The organism is Allobosea sp. P1_A7 (genome assembly GCF_056406775.1).
The window spans coordinates 18,226-40,064 of the sequence record NZ_JBFTZN010000014.1; the positions used below are offsets into that span (position 1 = coordinate 18,226).

General features: G+C 65.0%; 16 protein-coding genes and 1 pseudogene. 11 read left to right on the forward strand and 6 right to left on the reverse strand.

All coding sequences use genetic code 11. From position 1 onward, the window contains the following. Positions 1-34: 34 nt before the first annotated feature. The 6 genes from AC1D34_RS03710 to AC1D34_RS03735 are packed head-to-tail and all read left to right on the forward strand — an operon-like array spanning position 35 to position 6,031. Positions 35-823, forward strand: a complete 789-nt coding sequence (locus AC1D34_RS03710; protein ID WP_441490746.1) for a FadR/GntR family transcriptional regulator — start codon at positions 35-37, stop codon at positions 821-823. Continuing rightward, on the forward strand, positions 783-1,328 hold the full coding sequence (locus AC1D34_RS03715) for a TRAP transporter small permease (protein WP_441490745.1): 546 nt from the start codon (positions 783-785) through the stop codon (positions 1,326-1,328). The genes AC1D34_RS03710 and AC1D34_RS03715 overlap by 41 nt, the downstream gene beginning before the upstream one ends. Then, a complete protein-coding gene (locus AC1D34_RS03720; RefSeq protein ID WP_441490744.1) occupies positions 1,325-2,608 on the forward strand; it encodes a TRAP transporter large permease in 1,284 nt (427 codons plus the stop codon). Before AC1D34_RS03715 ends, AC1D34_RS03720 begins: the two co-directional genes overlap by 4 nt. Positions 2,609-2,640: 32 nt before the next feature. Next, complete coding sequence (locus tag AC1D34_RS03725; RefSeq protein WP_441490743.1) at positions 2,641-3,654, forward strand: TRAP transporter substrate-binding protein; 1,014 nt, start codon at positions 2,641-2,643, stop codon at positions 3,652-3,654. Positions 3,655-3,698: 44 nt separating this feature from the next. Further along, positions 3,699-4,817 carry a mandelate racemase/muconate lactonizing enzyme family protein gene (locus tag AC1D34_RS03730; protein WP_476823519.1) on the forward strand — a complete coding sequence of 373 codons (1,119 nt, stop codon included), beginning with the start codon at positions 3,699-3,701 and terminating at the stop codon, positions 4,815-4,817. A gap of 8 nt (positions 4,818-4,825) precedes the next feature. Continuing rightward, positions 4,826-6,031 (forward strand): mandelate racemase/muconate lactonizing enzyme family protein, encoded by a 1,206-nt coding sequence (locus AC1D34_RS03735; protein WP_441506397.1) that lies wholly within the window; start codon positions 4,826-4,828, stop codon positions 6,029-6,031. A 94-nt stretch (positions 6,032-6,125) separates the two neighbouring features. Here the strand turns inward: AC1D34_RS03735 and AC1D34_RS03740 are convergent, their stop codons facing one another. Beyond that, the gene (locus AC1D34_RS03740) at positions 6,126-6,902 is read right to left on the reverse strand and encodes an SDR family oxidoreductase (protein WP_441490740.1); all 777 of its coding nucleotides are present in this window, start codon (positions 6,900-6,902) and stop codon (positions 6,126-6,128) included. 57 nt (positions 6,903-6,959) lie between these two features. After that, positions 6,960-7,724: a GntR family transcriptional regulator gene (locus AC1D34_RS03745; protein WP_441490739.1), complete on the reverse strand. Its 765-nt coding sequence runs from the start codon at positions 7,722-7,724 to the stop codon at positions 6,960-6,962. 118 nt (positions 7,725-7,842) lie between these two features. Here AC1D34_RS03745 and AC1D34_RS03750 point away from each other — a divergent pair, with 118 nt between their 5' ends. From AC1D34_RS03750 to kce, 5 genes are all read left to right on the forward strand, one after another. Continuing rightward, positions 7,843-9,108: an ABC transporter substrate-binding protein gene (locus AC1D34_RS03750; protein WP_441490738.1), complete on the forward strand. Its 1,266-nt coding sequence runs from the start codon at positions 7,843-7,845 to the stop codon at positions 9,106-9,108. 202 nt (positions 9,109-9,310) lie between these two features. Beyond that, a complete protein-coding gene (locus AC1D34_RS03755; RefSeq protein ID WP_476823520.1) occupies positions 9,311-10,186 on the forward strand; it encodes a branched-chain amino acid ABC transporter permease in 876 nt (291 codons plus the stop codon). A gap of 7 nt (positions 10,187-10,193) precedes the next feature. After that, positions 10,194-12,719 (forward strand): branched-chain amino acid ABC transporter ATP-binding protein/permease, encoded by a 2,526-nt coding sequence (locus tag AC1D34_RS03760; RefSeq protein WP_476823521.1) that lies wholly within the window; start codon positions 10,194-10,196, stop codon positions 12,717-12,719. 55 nt (positions 12,720-12,774) lie between these two features. Next, complete coding sequence (locus AC1D34_RS03765; RefSeq protein WP_476823522.1) at positions 12,775-13,713, forward strand: 3-hydroxyacyl-CoA dehydrogenase; 939 nt, start codon at positions 12,775-12,777, stop codon at positions 13,711-13,713. A 33-nt stretch (positions 13,714-13,746) separates the two neighbouring features. Beyond that, complete coding sequence (kce, locus tag AC1D34_RS03770; RefSeq protein ID WP_441490734.1) at positions 13,747-14,679, forward strand: 3,5-dioxohexanoate:acetyl-CoA acetone transferase; 933 nt, start codon at positions 13,747-13,749, stop codon at positions 14,677-14,679. A gap of 226 nt (positions 14,680-14,905) precedes the next feature. Here the strand turns inward: kce and AC1D34_RS03775 are convergent, their stop codons facing one another. From AC1D34_RS03775 to AC1D34_RS03790, 4 genes and pseudogenes are all read right to left on the reverse strand, one after another. Next, complete coding sequence (locus tag AC1D34_RS03775; protein WP_476823523.1) at positions 14,906-16,123, reverse strand: MFS transporter; 1,218 nt, start codon at positions 16,121-16,123, stop codon at positions 14,906-14,908. Between the two features lie 941 nt (positions 16,124-17,064). Then, positions 17,065-18,900, reverse strand: coding sequence for an SLC13 family permease (locus AC1D34_RS03780; protein ID WP_441490732.1), 1,836 nt, complete (start codon positions 18,898-18,900; stop codon positions 17,065-17,067). A gap of 100 nt (positions 18,901-19,000) precedes the next feature. Further along, a pseudogene (locus AC1D34_RS03785) lies at positions 19,001-20,154 on the reverse strand (M20/M25/M40 family metallo-hydrolase). Between the two features lie 54 nt (positions 20,155-20,208). Then, positions 20,209-21,759, reverse strand: a complete 1,551-nt coding sequence (locus AC1D34_RS03790; protein WP_476823524.1) for an AbgT family transporter — start codon at positions 21,757-21,759, stop codon at positions 20,209-20,211. Between the last annotated feature and the right edge of the window lie 80 nt (positions 21,760-21,839).

Sequence of the window (21,839 nt, forward strand, 5' to 3'; positions counted from 1 at the left end):
GCGCCAATCAATCATATGATGATATGATCATACAATGGCGCGCCCCTCCAATTTCCATTCGCATCTGGTCGACCGCCTTGGCCGCATGATCGTCGGAGGCCAGATCGGCAACGACGGCGCATTGCCGCGGGAAGACGAGCTCGCCACCCAATTCGCCGTCAGCCGCACGGTGATCCGCGAAGCGACGAAGACCCTTCAGGCGCTCGGGCTGATCACGACGGGGCCCCGCGTAGGCTCGCGCATCCAGCCGATGTCATCGTGGCGGCTGCTCGACCCTCAGGTGATGGACTGGATCACCGATGCCGGCATGGCGAGCGGGTTCGAACGCGATCTTCTCGAACTGCGCAACATGATCGAGCCCGCGGCAGCAGCCTTCGCCGCCGAGCGCGGCACGCCCGCTCAGATCGGCGCCGTCGCGGCGGCGCTGGAAGGGATGGCCGACGCTCCGGGCAAAGCGGAACACGAGGCGGCGGATTTTCGCTTCCATGAGGCGATTCTGGAGGCGTCCGGGAACAGTCTTCTGCTCCAGCTCAAGCCGATCCTGCACGCCGTGCTGAAAGCCTCGTTCCGGTTGTCGATGCACGACCACGAGCGGGCCCAGGCGTCCGTTGCGATCCACCGCCATGTCGCATCAGCGATCACCGCGCGCAGGCCCGAGCAGGCTCGCGAGAGCATGATCGCGCTTCTGAAAGTGGCCCAGGCCGATATCGACCTCGCCCCCGGACGGACGACCTCCGTCGCGGAAAGGAGCGAGGGAACAAGAAACTCACAGGAAACGCACCATGCTCGCAAAAGCCGAAAGATGGATCCTACGAGGGCTTGAGGCTGTCCTGGTCATCCTGCTCGCCGGGATGGTCGTGATGGTCTTCGGCAATGTCGTCCTGCGCTATGCCTTCAACTCCGGCCTCGATCTGTCCGAGGAGCTGTCGCGCTATTTCTTCGTCTGGCTGACCTATATCGGCGCCGTCGTGGTGATGCGCGAAAACGGGCATCTCGGCGTCGACACGCTGGTTGGCGCGCTTGGCCGCCAAGGCCGTTTGATCTGCATGATCATCAGCGACGCCTTCATCCTGGCCTGCTGCGTGATGCTGCTCGACGGAACCTGGAAGCAGCACGAGATCAACGCCACCGCGGTCGCGCCGGTCACCGGGCTGAGCATGGGCTATGTCTATGGTGTGCTGTACTTCGCCGGGATTGGCATCGGCTTCATCACGCTTGCCCGGCTCGTTCGCGCCCTGACGGGAAAACTCGGCGAATTCGAACTGGCCGAGTTTGCCGGCGACTACAGCGGCAATCCTTCACATGACCTGAAGGGCCACCTCGAATGACGATCACCATCTTCCTCCTCTCGCTCTGCGGGGCGATGGCGCTCGGCATGCCGATCGCGTTTGCGCTGATCGTCTGCGCGGTCGCGTTGATGCTCTGGCTCGGCGTCTTCGACACCCAGATCATCGCCCAGAACATGATCATCGGCGCGGATTCGTTCCAGCTCCTGGCGATCCCGTTCTTCCTGCTCGCCGGCGAGCTGATGAATGCCGGCGGCCTGTCCAAGCGCATCGTCAACTTCGCGCTCTCGCTGGTCGGCCATCTCCATGGCGGCCTAGGTTACGTCGCGATCTTCGCCTCCATCATCATGGCCTCGCTGTCAGGCTCTGCTGCGGCCGATACCGCTGCGCTCGCCTCGATCCTGCTGCCGATGATGCGCCAGGCCGGCTACGATACCGGTCGCTCGGCCGGCCTGATCGCATCCGGCGGCATCATCGCCCCGATCATCCCGCCTTCGATCGGCTTCATCGTCTTCGGCGTCGCCGCCAATCTCTCGATCACCAAGCTCTTTCTCGCGGGTGTCTTTCCCGGGCTGCTCATTGGCCTGTCGCTGGTGATCGCCTGGTTCATCGTCTGCCGCCACGACAAGATCACGGTCCTGCCGCGGCGCAGCGGCGCCGAGCGTTTGAAGGCGACCTGGGACGGTTCGCTTGCCCTGCTGATGCCGCTCGCAATCCTCGGCGGCATCCGCTTCGGCATCGTCACGCCGACCGAAGCGGCCGTGGTCGCGACCGTCTACGCGCTCGTCGTCGGCATGTTCGTCTATCGCGAGCTCAAGCCGCGCGACCTCTACAAGGTGGCGTTGACCGCCGCCAAGACGACGAGCGCAGTCATGCTGCTGGTCGCCGCGGCCGTCGTCTCGGCCTGGCTCATCACCCAGGCCAATATCCCGGCCGAGCTGTCGAGCGTGCTCGAGCCCTTCATGGACAACAAGACGGTCCTGATGATCGTCATCATGCTGCTGGTCATGGTCGTCGGCACTGCGCTCGACTTCACACCGACAGTGCTGATCCTGACACCGGTATTGATGCCGGTGATCAAGCAGGCGGGCATCGACCCGATCTATTTCGGCGTGCTCTTCATCATCAACAACGCCATCGGCCTGATCACGCCGCCGGTCGGTATCGTGCTCAACGTGGTCTGTGGCGTGGCCCGCATCCCGATGTCTCTGGTGATCCGCGGCGTCTGGCCATTCCTCGTCGCCCAGACCGTCGCGATGTTCCTGCTGATCCTGTTCCCGCAGCTCGTGACCGTTCCGCTTGCCTGGCTGAGCGGCCGCTAATCCAAAAACCAAGGCAATCAAGGAGAAAGCCCATGCTGAGCTCACGTCTCGTCTCCATCCTCGCCGGCGTCGCGCTTGCGGCGCTTGCAGGGTCCGCCCAGGCGCAGATCAAGGAACGCAATATCCGCGTTTCCAACGGCATCAACGAGGACCACCCGGTCGGCAACGGCGTCGCCAAGATGCGCGCCTGCATGACTGAAAAGTCCGGCGGCAAGCTGAAGCTCCAGGGTTTCTGGGGCGGCGCGCTCGGCGGCGACCTGCAGGCGACGCAGGCGCTGCGTGCCGGCACGCAGGAGATGGTGATCACCTCCTCCTCGCCGCTGGTCGGCATCATGCCTGCGCTCGGCGTCTTCGACCTGCCCTTCCTCTTCACCAACGAGAAGGAAGCCGATGCAGTCCTCGACGGAGCCTTCGGCAAGTACATCTCCGACAAGCTTCCCGCCTTCGGCGTCGTCAACCTCTCCTACTGGGAAAACGGCTTCCGCAACCTGACCAACTCGAAGCGCGCCGTCTCCAAGGCTGAAGAGCTCACCGGTCTCAAGGTCCGCGTGATGCAGAACAACATCTTCCTCGACAGCTTCAAGAGCATGGGCGCCAATGCCACGCCGATGGCGTTCGGCGAGGTTTTCGCGGCGCTCGAGACGCACGCGATCGACGGCCAGGAGAACCCGCTCGTCACCATCGACACCTCGAAGCTCTACGAGGTGCAGAAGTACCTGACGATGACACGCCACGCCTATACCCCGTTCCTGGTGCTCTATTCCAAGAAGCTCTGGGACCAGCTCTCCAGCGAAGAACAGGCGATCCTGAACGAGTGCTCGACCGTCGGCCGCGATGAGGAGCGCCGCGTCTCGCGCACGCTCAACGACACGTCGATGGCGAACCTGAAGAAGCAGGGCATGCAGGTTTCGGACGTCTCGGCCGACGAACTGACCAAGATGCGCGAGGCCACCGCGGCCGTTTACCAGCGCCACGAGGCCTCGATCGGCAAGGAGACGATCGACCGCCTCAAGGCCGATCTCGCCAAGATCCGCGGCACCAACTGAACAGGAGAGCCCCGGAGCCGCACGACAGCTCCGGGGCTACCGCCATGCGCATCACCCGCATCGAACCCTTCATCCTGCATATCCCGGTGACGGGCGGCTCGATTGCCGACTCGACCCACCGCATCAGCCATTGGGGCGTCGTCGGCGCCAAGATCGTCACCGAGGACGGCCTCGAAGGCTACGGTTTCACCGGCACTCATGCCGACATCGCCTCCGACCGGCTGATCACCTCCTGCATCCGCGACTGCTATGCCCCGTTGCTGATCGGCGAGGATGCTTCCGAGATCACGCGGCTCTGGCTGAAGCTCGCCCGCCACCCGGCCCTGCAATGGGTCGGACGCGCCGGTATCACTCAGCTCGCTCTCGCCGCGGTCGATGTCGCGCTCTGGGACCTCAAGGCGAAGGCGGCCGGGGTACCGCTCTGGCACCTGCTCGGCGGCGCAACCAAGCCGAAGCTCGAAGCCTACAACACCGATATCGGCTGGCTTTCGATCCCGCGGGACGAACTTGTCGAAGGCTGCCGCATGGCGGTCGAACGCGACGGCTTCCGGCGCCTCAAGGTCAAGGTCGGCCATGCCGACCCCGGGATCGACATCGCCCGGCTGGAAGCCGTGCGCCGTGCCATTGGTGACCACGTCTCCCTCGCCATTGACGGCAACGGCAAATGGGATCTGCCGACCTGCAAGCGCTTCTGCGCGCGGGCCGAGGCGCTCGACATTTTCTGGTTCGAGGAGCCGCTCTGGTATGACGATGTCGGCTCGCATGCCGCGCTGGCGAAGGCGACTTCGATACCGATTGCGCTCGGGGAACAGCTCTATTCGCTCGACGCCTTCCGCGCCTTCGTCGCGGCCGACGCCATCCACTACGTCCAGCCCGACGTGACCCGCCTCGGCGGCATCACCGAGTACATCCAGGTCGCGGAGCTTGCACTCGCCAGCCGCCTGCCGGTCGCGCCCCATGCTGGCGAGATGAGCCAGGTCCATGTCCATCTCGCCTATTGGCATCAGGCGACGCCGATCCTCGAATACATTCCCTGGATCAAGGATGCCTTCGTCGAGCCCGCCAATGTCGCCGATGGCTATTTCCTAAGACCCCAGCAACCCGGTGCCGGCACGACGCCGACCGCTGGGGCCCTCACCCGCTACGCCAAGCCTCTCGCTTGAGAAACCTCATGAAAATCACTGCTGTTGAAACCATCCGCCTGACCGAGTTCGGCAACATCATCTGGGTGCGGCTCCACACCGATGCGGGCCTGGTCGGTCTCGGCGAGACCTTCATGGGCGCCGCCGCGGTCGAAGCCTATCTGCACGAGACCGTGGCGCCGAAGCTGCTCGGCAAGGACCCGCTCCAGATCGAGGCGCGCAATGCCAGCCTGAACAACTATCTCGGCTGGCGCGGCTCGGGCGTCGAAACGCGCGGCAACTCGGCCGTCGACATCGCGCTCTGGGACATCTACGGCAAGGCGATCGGCCAGCCGGTCAGCGTCGCGCTCGGCGGCAAGACGCGCGACACGATTCGCACCTACAACACCTGTGCCGGCTACAAATATATTCGCGATGCGCGCTCGCAGGCTGTCGCCAACTGGCATGTCGGCGAGCAAGGCGGCCCCTATGAGGATCTCGAAGGCTTCCTCTATCGCGCCGACGAACTCGCCCATTCCCTGCTCGAGCAGGGCATCACCGGCATGAAGATCTGGCCCTTCGATATCGCGGCAGAACGCGCGGCCGGCTGGGACATCACGCCTCAGGAACTGAACACCGCGCTGGAGCCGTTCCGCAAGATCCGCAAGGCGGTCGGCGACAAGATGGACATCATGGTCGAGTTCCACTCGCTCTGGAGCCTGCCCATGGCGAAGAAGCTGGCGGAGCGCCTGGCCGAATTCGACACCTACTGGCACGAGGACCCGTTCCGGCTCGACAATGTCCACGATCTCGGCGAGTACGCCCGCCACTCCAAGGCCTGGGTCTGCGCCTCGGAAACGCTGGCCTATACCCATTCCTTCCGAGATTATCTCGAGACCGGTGCCGCCGGGGTCGTCATGCTCGACCTGTCATGGTGTGGCGGCCTGTCGGAAGCCCGCAAGATCGCAGGCATGGCCGAGGCCTGGCACACGCCGGTCGCCCCGCATGACTGCACAGGCCCGGTCGTCTACGCGGCATCGTGCCATTTCTCGATGCATGCCCGGAACACGCTGATCCAGGAATCGGTCCGCGCCTTCTATACCGGCTGGTACACCGAGCTGGTCACCGACCTGCCCAAGGCCGAGAACGGGATGATCACCGTATCGGACGCGCCCGGCCTCGGCCTCGAGCTGCTCCCTGGGCTGGAGAAGCGCGCCGACGCTATCGTGCGCTTCAGCCGCCTCTCCGACCTCTGAACTTCGGTATCGGCGCCCGCCGTCGCATTTCCGACCCGGCCTCCGAGCGAAGCCGGGTCGCTGCAAGGATCTCGCGCCCTGCTCTGCTCCCCGCTCAGCTGAGCATGCGCGTGTCGCCGCAGACCGAGATTTCCTGACCGGAGATTGTCTTGGCGAAGGGGGACGCCAGGAAGACGATCTGCTTGGCGATGTCGTTCGGGTCGACGAACTGCTTGATCGAGACGCCCGCGAACAGGCGCTGGGTCATCTCCTCATGCGAGATGTTGAAGCTGCGCGCCTTGTTGGCGATCACGCTCTGGATACGGGCACCGTCGACCAGGCCGGGGCAGATCGCATTGGCCCTGATTCCGAACTCGCCGAGCTCCGCCGAGATCGCCTTGGTGAAGCCGATGACCCCCCATTTCGCCGCGCCATAGGGCGAGCGCAGCGGAAAGCCGTGCTTGCCGGCCTGGCTCGACAGATTGACGATGCTGGCATTGGCGGATTGCTTGAGATGCTGCACGGCGAGCCGGGTGCAGTTGTACTGACCGGTCAGATCGACTGCGACACAGGCATCCCAGTCCGCGGGATCGATTTCGTCGACGCGGCCGGTCGGCCCGGCTATGCCGGCATTGTTGACGAGGCAGTCGAGCCCGCCGAGCGCCGCCAGCGCCTCATTGAACAGATTGGCCACCGCGTCGCGGTCAGAGACGTCGCAGACCGATTGCGTGATCGCCGGATCGCTGGACGCCATCGCTGCCAGGGCCTCGCGATCGACGTCGCAGATATGGACCCTGGCGCCTTCCGCCGCAAAGGCGCGTGCCGTCGCCCGGCCAATGCCGTTGGCGCCCGCCGTAACCAGAACGCGCAATCCCTTGATCTGCAAATCCATTGTCGTCTCCCCCCGATGCCCGCGCCGTAGCGCCTCTCAGATTGCGGCGAACCCTGACTATGGCGCCAGGCCACCGGTGCTTTCGATATGGGCGGCGGCTGCAGCGATATCGGCTTCCAGCGCGGCCCTTGCAGCCTGCGGATCCCGGCGCCGCAGGGCATCGAGCAGGGCGGCATGGGAAACCACGGCGCTGCCACCGTCGAGGCGGCGCGGTTCGTGGCGCATATCGAGATTGAGGATGGGGCCGGCCTTGAGCCAGAGCCGCTCGATCATCTCGACCAAGGTCGGCATGCGCGCCGCCTCATAGAGCGTGAAATGCAGATTGCGGTTGGCTGCGACTGCGCCAGCGGCGTCTGGGGGATCGGCGCTCGCCGCCTGTCGGAACGCGGCCTCGTGCCGGGCAATCTCCTCGATCTCGGCTTCGTTTGCCGCCTTCGCCGCCTCTTCGGCCGCAAAGCCCTCGACGACCAGGCGCAGGCGCGTCAATTCGCGAAACTGTGCCAATCGCAGCAGCGGAACGCGTACGGCACGTCCGGGCAGAACCTCCAACGCGCCATCCGCGGCGAGCCGGCTGACCGCCTCGCGCACCGGCATCATCGAGACACCAAGAGCCTCCGCGACACGCCGCAGCGAGAGCTTCTCACCCGGAGCAAGCCGGCCGGCGACGAGCAGCGCCCGCAATTCCCCGGTGACCCTCTCCCCCAGGGTCTCGCGCGTCAGCGCCCCGACCTCGTCGAGCGCGGATGCATCGCGACCAGCCGAGACATCACCGATCCCATCGTCGGCAGCCGGATTCGCGAAGGACTGGACAGGGGCAACCATGTCTGCCAACCTAACTGTGATCACAGATCACGACAAGTGGATATCAAGCCGCCAGCAGAGCAGACAGCAGGTCGACAATCTCCAGCGCAAAGCGCGGAACCGTTCTGGGAGGAACGCAATGGCAGACCATCAGCAGTCGAAATTTCGTTTGTCACGACGTCAGGCCCTTGCCGGGCTTGGAGCCGGTGCCGCTACCGGATTGATTGCAAGTCCGTCGCTGATCCTGGCGCAGACGCCGGATGCCATCCGCTTCGGCCACCTGACGCCGCGCACCGGTTTCCTCGGTCCGCTCGGCGAGTACGGCGTCATGGCCGTCGACCTCGCCGTCGAGGAGATCAATGCTGCGGGCGGCATCAATGGCCGCAAGCTCGAGGCCCTGAAGGAGGATTCGGTCAATCCGCAGACCGCCTCGACCAAGGCCGAGCGCATGATCGAGCGCGACAAGGTCGCGTGCATTCTCGGCGAGATTTCCTCGGCCTCCTGCCTGACGATCTCGCAGGTCGCAGCGCGCAACAAGATCCTCTTCGTCAACACCGGCGGCAACTCCGATGCCTTGCGCGGCGAAAGCTGCAACCGCTACATGTTCCATGTCGAGCACCAGAACTCGATGTATGTGAAGAGCTGCGGCCGCTCGCTGATGGCGCAGGGGCTGGTCAAGGGCAAGAAGTGGTTCTCGCTGACCGCCGACTACGCCTTCGGCCATGACCTGCTCAAGGTCGCCAAGCGCTTCATGGAGGCCAATGGCGGCCAATTCGCCGCCGACAAGCTGGTGCCGACCGACGCAACCGACTTCTCGGCGCTCCTGATCGAAATCCGCGCCGCCAAGCCCGACATCGTGATCTCGAACCTTGCCGGCAACCAGATCACCAATTTCCTCAAGCAGTATTCCGAATTCGGCCTGACCTTCCCGGTCGCCGGATTCGGCTTCGACACGGCGCTCGCCTGGGCTGCCGGCAAGGACAATTTTGGCGGCGTCTGGCCCTGCGTGTGGCACCACCTGATCGATACGCCGGCGAGCAAGACCTTCGTCTCCGCCTTCACCAAGAAATACGGCAAGCCGCCGGAGAACCAGGCCTGGGGCGATTACATGGCCGTGAAGATCATGGCCCAGTCGATGAACGAGCTGAAGAGCACCGATACCGCCAAGATCCTCGAGCATTGGGAGAAGGGCGCGAAATTCGACGTCATGAAGACGCGCGAAGGCTATTTCCGCGCCTCGGACCACCAGCTGATGAGCGAAATGTACACGATCACGGCGCTGCCGGCAGCGCAGGTCAAGAACCAGTGGGATCTCTTCACCTCCTCGCCGCCCGTGCCGGGACCGAACGAAAGCCTCGAAGTGATCGCGACGACGGGGGACGAGGCGGTCTGCAAGATGAGCTGAGGCGCTCCCCCCCTTGCCAGATCCGCGCCGTCATTCCGGATCGGCCGCGCCAGCGGCGCCGATCCGGAAGCCATCGTAGAGCCCAGCGCCCTGGGATGGTCCCGGCACTCCGCTTCGTTGCGGCTGGGATGAACGAGCCTCCCGAACCTCTCGGGCGCGCCGCGCCCCTGCCCGACCCTGTCGATCAAGCAAAGGCGTCCCCTTGCTCATTCTCTTCATCCAGCAGGTTCTGAACGGACTGCTCGACGGCGTCTATTACCTTCTGATCGCCCTCGGCCTGTCGCTGATCTTCTCGCTCGGCGGCATCGTCAATCTCGCGCATGGCGCCTTCTATGCGATCGGCGCCTATCTCACGATCGTGCTCGCGCCCCATATCGGCTTCGGCGGCGCGATCATCGCGTCGCCGGTGCTGGTGGCGCTGATCGGCATCGTCGTCGAGCGCGGCCTGTTCCAGCGCTTCTACCGCTCGGACCCGATCCTTTCGCTGCTGCTGACCTTCGGGCTCGCGATGGTGGCGGAGCAATCCCTGCGCATGATCTTCGGCGCGCCGCCGCTCTCGTTCTCGATCCCGCCGGCGCTGCGCGGCCAGATCTTCCTCGGCGAGTTCATCTATTCGCGCTATCGCGCGCTTCTGCTCCTGATTGCAGCAGCTTGCGTACTCGGGCTCTGGTTCCTGCTCCAGCGCACGGCCTTTGGTCGCGTCGTCCGGGCCGGCGTGCAGAACCCCGACATGGTCGGTGCGCTCGGCATTTCGCTGCAGCCCTACATGATGGCTGTAGCCGGCATCGGCATCGGGCTTGCCGGCCTGGCCGGCGTCCTGCTCGCGCCGATCTACTCGATCCATCCCGCCATGGGGCAGGAGATCATCACCCCGGCCTTCGTCGTCGTCGTCATCGGCGGCCTCGGCTCCTTCTGGGGCGTGGTCGTGGCGGCGCTGATGGTCGGCGTGGTCAAGGGCATCACCATCGGCCTCGGCTTCACGCAATGGTCGACCGCGGTGATCTACCTGATGATGCTGCTCGTCCTGCTGTTCCGGCYGCGCGGCCTGTTCGGCGAACGCATCCAGCGCTTCGAGTGAGGGCGAAATGACAGCCTCTCAGCGCGACCGCGCGCCTCTCCTGATTGCCGCCATCGGCCTCGCCGCCCTGCCCTTCCTGATGCATTTCATTGGGCTCGGCACCACCTCGGCGACCGAGATCGTCGTCTTCGCCATTGCCTGCATGGCCCTGAACATTCTCGTCGGCACGACCGGACTCGTCTCCTTCGGCCATGGCGCCTGGTTCGGGCTCGCCGCCTATGCCGCGGGCTTGATCCAGCGCAACTGGCTGCCCGGCCAGTTCGCCCTGCCGATCCTGCTCGCGGTGCTCTTCGTGGGCGTGCTCGCCTTCGCGTTCGGCGCCCTGATCCTGCGCCGCAAGGGCGTGTATTTCTCGCTCCTGACCCTGGCGCTCGCCGCCATGACCTATTCGATCGCCTTCCGCTGGACCGCCGTGACCGGCGGGRAGGACGGCCTCGGCGGCATCAGGCGCCCGCTCTTCGCTGGCGTCGATTTCGATCAGGCGCTGCCGTTCTACATCCTCGTCGGGCTGATCGGCATGGCAGTGGTCTACGGGCTCTGGCGCTTCCAGCGCTCTCCGGTCGGCACCGTTCTGGTCGCGATCCGCGAGAACGAACAGCGCGCCCGGTTTCTCGGCTACCAGACGAACCGCTACAAGCTCGTCGCCTTCACCATCTCGGCGGCCCTGACCGGGCTCGCCGGCACGCTGCTGCTGTTCAACAACCGCATGACCTCGGCCGAGCCGATCTCGGTCGCCTTCTCCGGCGAATTGCTGGCGATGGTCGTGATCGGCGGCATGCGCTCCTTCCTGGGCCCGGCTCTCGGCGCGCTCTTCTTCGTGATCTTCCGCGACTATCTCTCCAGCCTCACGCCGAATTGGCTGTTCTGGTTCGGGCTGCTCTTCGTCGGCTTCATCGTCTTCTCACCCATGGGGCTCGTTGGCGTCGGCGAGCGCCTGCTGCGGCCCTTCCGCAAGCAGGCAGCCGAGGACGCGGCAATGTCGGCGCGCAAGGTCGGTGCGGTCACGCTCCCGGATTTCATGAAGCCGCAGAACTGGGTCGAGGGCGCAATCCTTACCGCGACCGGCCTCGCCAAGAGCTTTGGCGGCATCAAGGCGGTCGAGGGTGTCACTCTCGCGATACGCGACCGGTCGCTGCATGCGCTGATCGGCCCGAACGGTGCCGGCAAGACGACCGCCTTCAACCTGATCTCAGGCCAGTTTCGGCCGGATCATGGCGAGGTTCGCCTGCGCGAGCGCGAGATCACGGGGCTCTCGCCCGAAGCGATCACCCGCGCCGGCATCGGCCGCGCCTTCCAGATCACCAATCTGTTCCCGTCGCTTACCGTCGCCGAGAATGTCCGTCTCGCCGTGCAGGCGCGCGCTCCGGAGCGCTTCGGCTTCTGGCGGGCGGCGGAGTCGCTGGGACAGGTTTCGGACGAGACGCGGCAGGTCATCGAGACCATGGGCCTGCGCGGCATCGAGAGCGCCGAGGCGGGCTCGCTCAGCTATGGCGGCCAGCGTCTGCTCGACATGAGTCTCGCCCTTGCCACCAAGCCGCGTGTCCTGCTCCTGGACGAACCACTCGCCGGTCTCGCAGCAGCCGAGCGCGAACGCGTCGGCAACCTGATCAAGTCGATCTCGGCCGACCTGCCGGTGCTGCTGGTCGAGCACGATATCGACCGCGTCTTCCAGATCGCGGACCATGTCACGGTGATGAACGAGGGCAGCGTGCTGGTCGACGGCACGGTCGAGGATGCACGCTCCTCCCCGCAGGTTCAGGCGGTCTATATCGGCTCGGGCGCGCATGCGCTGGCCGAGAAGCCACGCCCCAGTGCGGCAGGGGAGACGGTTCTGCTCGGGCTTTCCGGCGTGGACACCTATTACGGCAAGAGCCACATTCTCCGCGACGTCAGCTTCGACGTCCACGTGAACGAGATCGTGGCGCTGCTCGGCCGCAACGGCGCCGGCAAATCGACCTTGCTGAAGACGATCACCGGCATTGCACCGCCCGCCACGGGAACGATCAATCTTGCCGGTGCCGACATCGCACGCCTGCTGCCGGCCGTGATCGCGCGCGCCGGCCTCGCCTATGTGCCGCAGGGGCGCGGTCTCTTCGCCGGCATGAGCGTCAAGGACAATATGGAGCTCGGCCGCCTCAAGCGCCTGACCGGCAACGGCACGCGCTGGGAGGACGACAAGATCTTCGCCTTCTTCCCACGCATCAAGCAGCGCTGGCATTCCCCGGCCGACTACCTCTCCGGTGGCGAGCAGCAGATGGTGGCCGTGGCGCGGGCGCTCTCCGGTGACACACGTGTCTTGCTGCTGGACGAGCCCTTCGAGGGCCTCGCCCCGGCTGTGGTCGAGGAACTTTTCGAGGCCTTCGACAAGCTGAGACAGGAGATCGCGATCGTGATCGTGGACCACCATCTCGACCTTGCGCTGGCACTTTCGGACCGCACGGTCGTGCTTGAGCGCGGCCAGGTCACTCATGTCGGCCCGTCGAAGGCTCTCAGCCAGGACCTGGCGCTACGCCGGCAGGTGCTCTGGCTGTGAGCGCCCTGCCTCAACCCTATCCCGACCTTCGTCGCTTCCCGCAGGATCAACACGCATGACCAAGATCGCGATCATAGGCTCCGGACTGATCGGCCGTGCCTGGGCCACCATCTTCGCCAGCCATGGTTTCGACGTCGCACTGCATGATGTCGCGCCCGGAGCGGCCGAGGCCGCCCGCACCCATATCGGCAGCAATCTTGAGGAACTCGCCGGCCACGGCCTCGTCGAGGACCCAAGGGGCTCGCTCGCGCGTATCCGCGTCGCCTCGGGCCTGGCGGATGCCTTGAACGGCGCCGACCTCGTGCAGGAGAACGGGCCGGAGGCCGTGGAAACCAAGCGCGCCCTCTTCGCCGAGATGGACAGGCTTGCCGCGCCGGAGACGATTCTCGCCTCCTCGACCTCGTTCATCATGGCCTCGGTGTTCAGCGAGACGCTCCCGGGGCGGGCCCGCTGTGTCGTCGCCCATCCCGTCAATCCTCCGCATCTCGTACCCATCGTCGAACTTGCACCGGCGCCCTGGACGGATCCGGCCGTCCTCGCCCGGGCCAAGGCGATCTATGAACAGGCCGGGCAGGTTCCGATCGTGCTGCGCAAGGAGAAGCCGGGCTTCGTCCTCAACCGCCTGCAGGCCGTGCTGCTGGCGGAAGCCTTTCGCCTCGTCGGCGAGGGCGTCGCGAGTGCGGAAGACGTCGACAAGACGATCCGCGACGGGCTCGGCCTGCGCTGGTCCTTCATGGGGCCGTTCGAGACGATCGAGCTCAACGCGCCCGGCGGTATTCCCGATTACTGCGCCCGTTACGGCGCCTCCATCGCGACCATGGCGGCACAAGCCGTTGGCGGCGACCCGTTTGGCGCGGAAACCGTCGCCACGGTCATGAGCGAATGGCCCGGAACGCAATCGGCCGAGCGGGTGAAGCGCCTGAGCGACTGGCGCKACACGCGGCTGGCCGCACTGCAGGCCCATAAGCGCGCGGCCGCGCGCAAACCCGTCTGAAATCCTTCATCCTGACCGCTGATGGGAGCCGCCATGGCCAAGAACCGCAAAGTCATGATCACCTGCGCCGTGACCGGTGCGATCCACACCCCCTCGATGTCGCCTTACCTGCCGGTGACCGCCGATGAAATCATCGACGCTGCGGTCGGTGCCGCCGAAGCGGGAGCGGCGCTCGTGCATGTCCATGCTCGCGATCCCGTCACCGGCAAGCCGGACCAGTCCCCCGAGGCCTTCGAGCCCTTCCTGAAGGTGATCAAGCAGCGCAGCGATTGCGTCATCAACATCACCACGGGCGGTGCGCCGACCATGGGTATCGAGGAGCGTCTGCGACCCTGCGCCTATTTCAAGCCCGAAGTCGCTTCGCTCAACATGGGCTCGATGAATTTCGGTCTGTATCCGATGCTGAGCCGCTTCAAGGCGTTCAAGCATGATTGGGAGCAGCCCTATCTCGAAGGCTCGAAGGACCGCATCTTCAAGAACACGTTCCAGGACATCGAGAACATCCTGACGACCTGCGCCGAGAACGGCACGCGCTTCGAGATCGAGTGCTACGATATCGGACATCTCTACACGCTGGCGCATTTCGTCGATCGCGGGCTGGTGAAGCCGCCCTTCTTCGTCCAGTCGGTCTTCGGCCTGCTCGGCGGCATCGGGCCGCACCCGGAAGATGTCGCGCATATGAAGCGCACGGCCGATCGGCTCTTCGGCGACCAGTACCATTGGTCGGTGCTTGGCGCCGGGCGTCACCAGCTTCCGATCGCCGCAATGGCTGTCGCGATGGGTGGCAACCTGCGCGTCGGTCTGGAGGATTCGCTCTGGATCGGGCCGGGACAGTTGGCAAAATCCAATGCCGAACAGGTCCGGGCGGCGCGGAAGATCATCGAAGGTCTCGGACTGGAGCTGGCGACTCCGGACGATGCGCGCGAACTGCTGCAGCTCAAGGGGGCAGACAAGGTCGCCTTTTGAACGGCGCCGCTACTAAAGCATCGGCCCGAAAAGTGGATTGCGGTTTTCGGGAAAGCCGACGCAAGGACAAAGGGTTAAATCATCGGACTGGATACGATATCCGGTCCGTTGATCTAACTCCGCCTCGAAATCGCGGCCGACCTACTGCCGGTCATCATGACGGTGCGGAACGCCTCGATCTGCGCGGCAGAAGATGCATCGTCCCTCGCGCCCCCGACGATTCTGTTCAACGGCAGCGTTTGCTGGAATGCATAATTGAGGCGACCGCCGCGGCGCAGAGGCCGAGCAGACATGCCGAGACAAGCAGGGTCGGCATGATACCGGCCCTGTCGAACCCTGCCGCATAGATCAGCGGCATGGCCGACTGCCCGAGCATGGCCGCCATCGAGTGCAACGCCATCATCGCGCCCTGCGTATGCGGGGTGAGCGTCGCCAGATAGGTCTGAAGTGGAATGGCTGCACTGCGATAGGCGAAGCCGAATGCCAGCAATGCGCCGAACTGCAAAGGCCAGGGAAGATGGGCACTCAGACTTGCCATGGCGAGCGTCATGACCAGCCCGCCGGCCAGGGTGAAATGGACTGGCGTTATCCAGCGCAGGGTGCGGCGCAGGCTGACCCCATAGGCAATGCTGCCGATCATGAAGCCTGAGAGCACGATGCCGACGGTGGACGCACTGGCTCCGACGAGAAAGGCAATGTGCGGGAACAAGCCCTGTGTCAGTCCGGTCAGGGCAAGCTGCAGCCCAAGACCGCGGCGGGCGCTCGCCAGCCCGAGAATCCTGCGATAGGCAGAGAACGCCGAGCCGAACCCGGCGCGCGATGACGAGACTTCGCGGGTATCGCGCAGCGCCGCCGTGACGATAGCGAAACAGGTCAGGCCGATCAGGCCGGCCACGAGCAGGCTGCCGCGCCAGCCGAGCGCATCGGCAATGAAGCCGGACCCAACGGCCCCGGCCAGCGACCCTGTGACCGAGGCCGCACTGGCCTTGCCGAAAGCCTCCTGATGCCCCTCAGGCGCGATCCGCTCCGCCAGGATGGCAAAGCACAGCGGGAATGTGCCGGCCGTGAAGAAGCCGACGACGAGCCGGGTGGCGAGCAGCAGCTCGAAACTGGAGGCAAGGCTGCCGAGCAATGTGCCAAGCGCGCTCACCCCGAGGCAGACGCGCATCACCCGCAATTTGCCGAGTTGGTCGCCGAGAGCACCGGCAATCGGCTGTGCCAGGGCATAGGCGAGCGCAAACGCCGTCGCCATGGCCACAACCTGGCTGCGAGGCACCGCAAAATCCCGGCTGAGCATGGGCAGCACCGGGTCGAACAGGAACACACCAAGAGAAGAGCCGAAGCAGGCGAGGCCGAGAATACGCAGCAATGCATGCTGTTGGTCGGGCGGTGGCTTCTGGCATGGGGCGTGTCCCCCTGGCGTGCCGACGGGCAGATTGGTCATCGGCTTGCGCAGACCCCTTTCATCGTCATCGGCTGCCCAAGTTGGCGATAGACCGTCCCGGGCACCGCGAGTAGCAGCACGGGGGCTATGTGATTTGACCCCGCGCCGACCGAACAAGATGCTCGATATCGCCCAATTCCGAGCAGATCAGCCGTTCTGGCCGCTCTTTCGGCAGCATCATTCAGGGAGGGACGTGGCTTAGAAGAGCGGGGTGATGTCTGCTTGGGTTATCGGTGCATCCATCGCGACATCGCTCTCAATGCAAGAGAGCCGGCGACACTGTCATCACACGCGACCGTCTCGGAGGATCGAGCGACGCCCGAAGGCCGGAGGATCCTGGATCGGTGTGGTTCGGAGTTTGAGTCCGGGGTAGCGGCAGCTCCTGCCGATCAGATGTGGTGTGCCGAGAAGCGTGGGAGTTCTTGGCGCTTCTCGGCGTCTGCATCCTGGCCCCAAGGCCAGCTGGACATACGTCACTACGCGGCGTCATCCCTGCGCGGCGACCGCCCGCACTGGTCCGGGGCGCGCCCCGGATTGCCCGGTCAGCGGCGGCAGACTTGCACGCGGCGGACGACCCAGCGGCCACGATGGTCGCGCACGCGACGGTTTTCCCACCAGCAGCGGCCATGGCGTGGCGCGACATGCCGCGGGGGCGAACGGTGCCATTGTGCGAGTTCGACGCCGGGATTGGTGGCAACGCTACCAGCCGATGATACCGGGGCAGCAAAGGCAGTGCCCGAACACAGTGCTCCGATAACCATCCCAGCAGCGAGCGCTGCTCCGCGAATATCAACCAATTGATCCTCCTTGGCCTCAAGCCAAATGTTGACCCGGCGCATCACCACGCCAGGCAATCGATCGGCCGCTGTCACGGCCGATCGTTCCTGCTCCGCCCGCTTTGACCGCGAGCTCGGCGAAAACTCTCGGCAGTCGGACAGAATTCAGAAGCGCCAGATGAGCGGAACGATGAAGACGGCCACCACGAAGAACCAGATCAGCAGCGGCAGGCCGAGCTTCCAGTAATCGCTGAAGGCATAGCCGCCTGGCCCCATCACCATCAGATTGGTCGGCGTCGCGATCGGGGTGAGGAAAGCTCCGGCGGCGGCAACGGCCGTGCTCATCAAGACCGGCCGCGGCGAAATCCCCATGCTGGCGGCAGCGGCCACCCCGATCGGGATGACGATCAGCGCGGTCGCGGTATTGCTGATCAACTGCCCCATGACGGCAGTCAGCACGAACAGACCCGCAAGCAAGGCGACTGGGCCGGCATCGCCAACCATGTAGACGAGCCGCTCCGCCATCAGCTTCGCCGCCCCGGTTTCGACCATCGCGGTCGAGAGCGGCATCATCGCGCCGACGAGGATCACGGTGGTCCAGCCGATCGCGCGGTAGGACTGCTCGACATTCATGATGCCCGACAGGATGATCGCGCCTGCAGCCAGCAAACCTGCGACGGCGGGCGGGACGACGCCTGTGGCAAGCAGCAGAACCATCGCGACGAGAATGATGACAGCCTGCTTCGCGCCGGGGCCCATCGGCACGGCCTGACGGCGCACCAGTTCGGGCGAGCTCACGACGAGGACATCGGGATCGTCGAGATGGACGTCGAGCGCCTTCCAGGTGCCCTGCAGCAGCATGGTATCGCCGGCTTGCAGCACGATGCCACCGGAATCCTTGGTTGCATTCGCGGCGGCGAGTTCCGCCCCCGCGCGCTGCACGGCCAGAACGATCAGATCGCCACTGTCGGTGACCATCCCCGGGAAAACGGTCTGGCCGATCAGGCCGGAGCGCGGCGGGATCACGACTTCGGCCAGACCGGAGCGCTGGTTGAACAGCGTCTCCGCGCCCTGCCCCTGCTTTGCCTCCTCACGGAAGGCGAGATGCATCTCCGCCGCCAGTGTCGCGGCCGCGTCAACCTCACCGCGAACCAAAAGATGATCGCCATCGGCAATGACCGAGCGGCGGATGGGGCTTGCGGTTTCGCCCTCCTGAATGGCGACCAGCTGCAGCCCCGGATAGGCCGACAGGTCGATGCTGGCGGGCGCAGCGCCGAGATAAGGCGAACTGGCACGCACGCGCATCTGATAGATGCCGCTGGCAAGGCCGTATTGCTCGACCAGCGTCTTGGCATGCCGGCTGAAATCGGCGGGCATGGTCGCGCCATTGCGCTCAGGCAGCAGGCGCTGGCCGAACAGGATGATGATCGCCATCGTGCCCGCCAGCAGCGGCACGCCGACCAGAGCGAATTCGAAGAAACCGAAGCTGCCCATCCCTGCATCGCTACTGGCCTCGGAGACCAGCACGTTCACGGGAGTTCCCGTCAGCGCCAGCATCGAACCCGCATGCGCGGCGAAGACCAGCGGCATCAGCAGTTGCGAAGAATTGCGCTTGAGCCGAACCGCGATGACGACAACAACCGGCAGCAATGCAGCGACGGCGCCGTTGAGGCTGATCACCGCGGTCAGCAGCGAAACGAGAATCATGGTGAGAATCAGAAGGCGGGTTCGACTTTCCTCCCCCGCTCCCTTGATCAGGAGTTGGCCTGCCCAGGCGGTGACGCCGGTGACCTCGAGCCCGGAGCTGACGACGAAGAGCGAGGCGATGAAGATGACGGCGGGGTCGCCGAAACCGCCCAGAGCCTGCGGCAGGGTCAGGACCCCGGTCGCCCAAAGGGCAAGCGCTACTCCCATCGCGACCAGAACGACGGGAATCTTGTTCCAGATGAACAAGACCACGGCAACGGCGATGATGGTGCCGGTATAGGCTATCGGGCTCAATCGCTCAGCTCCCTATTGGGCCCTGCCAGGCCGCAGAAATGCGTAGGGCGCAGCATGCCGGCGCAGGCTACGCCCCGGCACACCGCACCCAGCCAAGGCCTCAGTCTTCCAGGGTCGCCATCAGGATACCGATGCGGCAACCCTTTTCGTACTCAGTGAGATTCACATACTCCTTGATGGTATGGATCTCGGCCTGCCCGGCGCCGATGGTGATGGTCGGAACGCCATGCTTGTCAAACCAGTTGGCGTCGAGACCACCATTGGAGAACAGATAGGTCGGCTCGATGCCCAGCAGCTTGAGCGCCTTGGTGGCACGCTTCACGACCGGAGCATCCTGGCCCAGTTCGAAGGGGGGGTAAGCCGGCTTCTGGCTGAACTTCACCTCGGCAGTGTTGCCCTCGTGATCCTTCACCTCGCCCTGCGCCTTGGCGAAGGCCTCCTTGTAGCCGTTCGCGATCTTGGTCGCGAAGGCAGCCTCCGGGCTGCGCGCCTCGCCGCGGATATAGACGTAGTCGGTGACGACATTGGTCGCATCGCCGGCCGCGACCGTGCCGCCCTTGCCGCCGAAAATGCCGACATTGCTGGTGCCGTGGCCGTCGGATTTAACGACCTTGCCGAACCAGCCGCTACGTTGTGCCTCGGCGATCGCGATGGCGCCGACCAGCGTCGCCGAAATGCCCCTTTCCGGCGCGACGCCGGCATGGGATGCCTTGCCCTTGATCTCGACTTCCCAGTTCTCCTGGCCGACTGCACCGACGAGCAGCTCCGAGGCGAGCTGGCCATCGACATTGATGCACATCGCAGCCCCGCCGAGATCGGCCGGGTTGAGTTCACGGGCACCATGCAGGCCGCTCTCCTCGCGGACGGTGAAGAGCAGGGTGATCGGCGGATGCGGCAGCTTGTGCTTGATCAGCGTCTCGGCGAGCACGACCAGGAGCGCGACGCCGGTGCGGGCATCGCCGCCGAGCGCGGTCGTCCCGTCGGAGACGATGCGGTCGCCCTCACGCCGGGGTTTGGCGCCGGCCGCGTGCCCGGGAGATCGACGAAGAGATTGCCGGTCTCCGTCGGCACCGGGATGCGCTTGTTGGCATCGTCGAAGCGGATCGCGGATGCCGGCACCCCGACCTTCTTCAGCGCCTCGCTGACCGCAGCCCCGATCTTGGCTTCCTGACCGGTCACGCCTTCGACCGAGAGGAAATTCATCAGGTGGTCGATGGCACTGGCGACGTCGAGGGGGATTGAGGGGCTGCTCATGATGTCCATCCGATCAGGTCAGGGTTATTTCGTTTCGGGCTGCGCGACCGGCCGTCACAGGCCCCAGGGCAGGCCGAGCATCTTCCAGACCGCGAAGAGCGCCGTCCACAACACGAACATCCAGACGACATAGGGCAGCATCAGGGAGACGATCGTGCCGACACCCGCGGTCTTGTCGTATTTCTGGGCGAAGCCCACGACGAGGGCGAAATAGGCGTTGAGCGGAGTGATCGCGTTCATCGGGGAATCGCCGACGCGATAGGCGGCCAGCACCGCTTCCGGCTCGACGCCGAGCTTCATCAGCAGCGGCACGAAGACGGGCGCGAAGATCGCCCATTTTGCAATCGCGCCGGTCAGCAGGAGGTCGATGATCGCGACCACGACGATGAAGCCGAGCAGCAGCGGCAGCGCGCCGATATTGGCCGACTGCAGGACGCCCGACAGGCTGAGCGCCATGACGGTGCCCATGTTGGTATAGGTGAAATAGGCGACGAACTGGCTCAGCACGAAGAACAGGAAGATTGTGCCGCCCAGATTCTTGATCGACTTCTCGATCGCCGCGATCACCTCCGGCAGCGTCCGCAAGGTCCCGGCTCCGATGCCATAGGCCCAGCCCGTGGTGAGGAACATCAGCATGATCAGTGCGATCAGCCCGTTCATGAAGGGCGAGTTGCCGATCAGCTCGCCGGTTGTCGGATTGCGCAGCGGCGCCCCCGACGGCAGTGTCAACAGACAGAACACCGCAACCAGCGCGAGCAGGCCGAGCCCCGCGAAGCGCAGTCCACGCGTTTCCTGATCGGACAGCGAAGCGCCCTGCTCCGTCGTGGTGCCTTCGGCCGCCAGCTTCGGATCGTAGGCGCCAAGGCGCGGTGCGATCATCCGGTCGGTGATGAAGGCGATGACGACGGTGAGGAACAGCACCGAGGCGATCGAGAACCAGACATTGGAAGCCAGGCCGATCGAGCGGTTCGGATCGACGAGATGGGCGGCGTCATTGGTGAACTCGACGAGAACGGCGTCGAGCGGCTTGATCAGCATATTGACCGTGAAAGCTCCGGCCACGGCAGCAAAGCCGAGCGCGAGACCGGCGAGCGGATGCCGCCCAACGGCGAGATAGGCAATGCCGGCGAGCGGGATCAGGACCAGATAGCCCGCATCCGCGGCAATGCTGGCGAGGATGCCGACGAAGGCCAGGATATAGGTCAGCGCCCAACCCGGCGACACGATGACGAGCTTCCGGATCAGGGCCGTCACCAGGCCGGATTCCTCGGCCACGCCGGCCCCGATCATCGCGACGATCATCAGCCCCACGGCGGTGAAGCTCATGAAGTTCGGAATCAGCGACGAATAGATGAAGCGAATGCCTTCGACGTTGAGCAGGCTGCGTATCGCCGTGCTCGCCATCTCGACCTTATGGGTGTCGGGATTGATGCGCTCGAAGGTGACCGCCGCGCCGAACAGGCTGAGCACGGCCGACAGCACCATGACGATGGCGATGAGGATGAGGAAGATGACGACGGGATGGGGAACCATGTTCCCCACTTTCTCGACCGCATCGAGAAATCTCTGCATCGTGGTCTTTGACGCGACGTTCCCGGTAGACATGTCTTGCCCTCCCCTAAGCCTTGGACTTCGGCCCCACGGGGGGTCGCGATGAGCAGGTGTGCCGCCGGAATCGTTGCCGA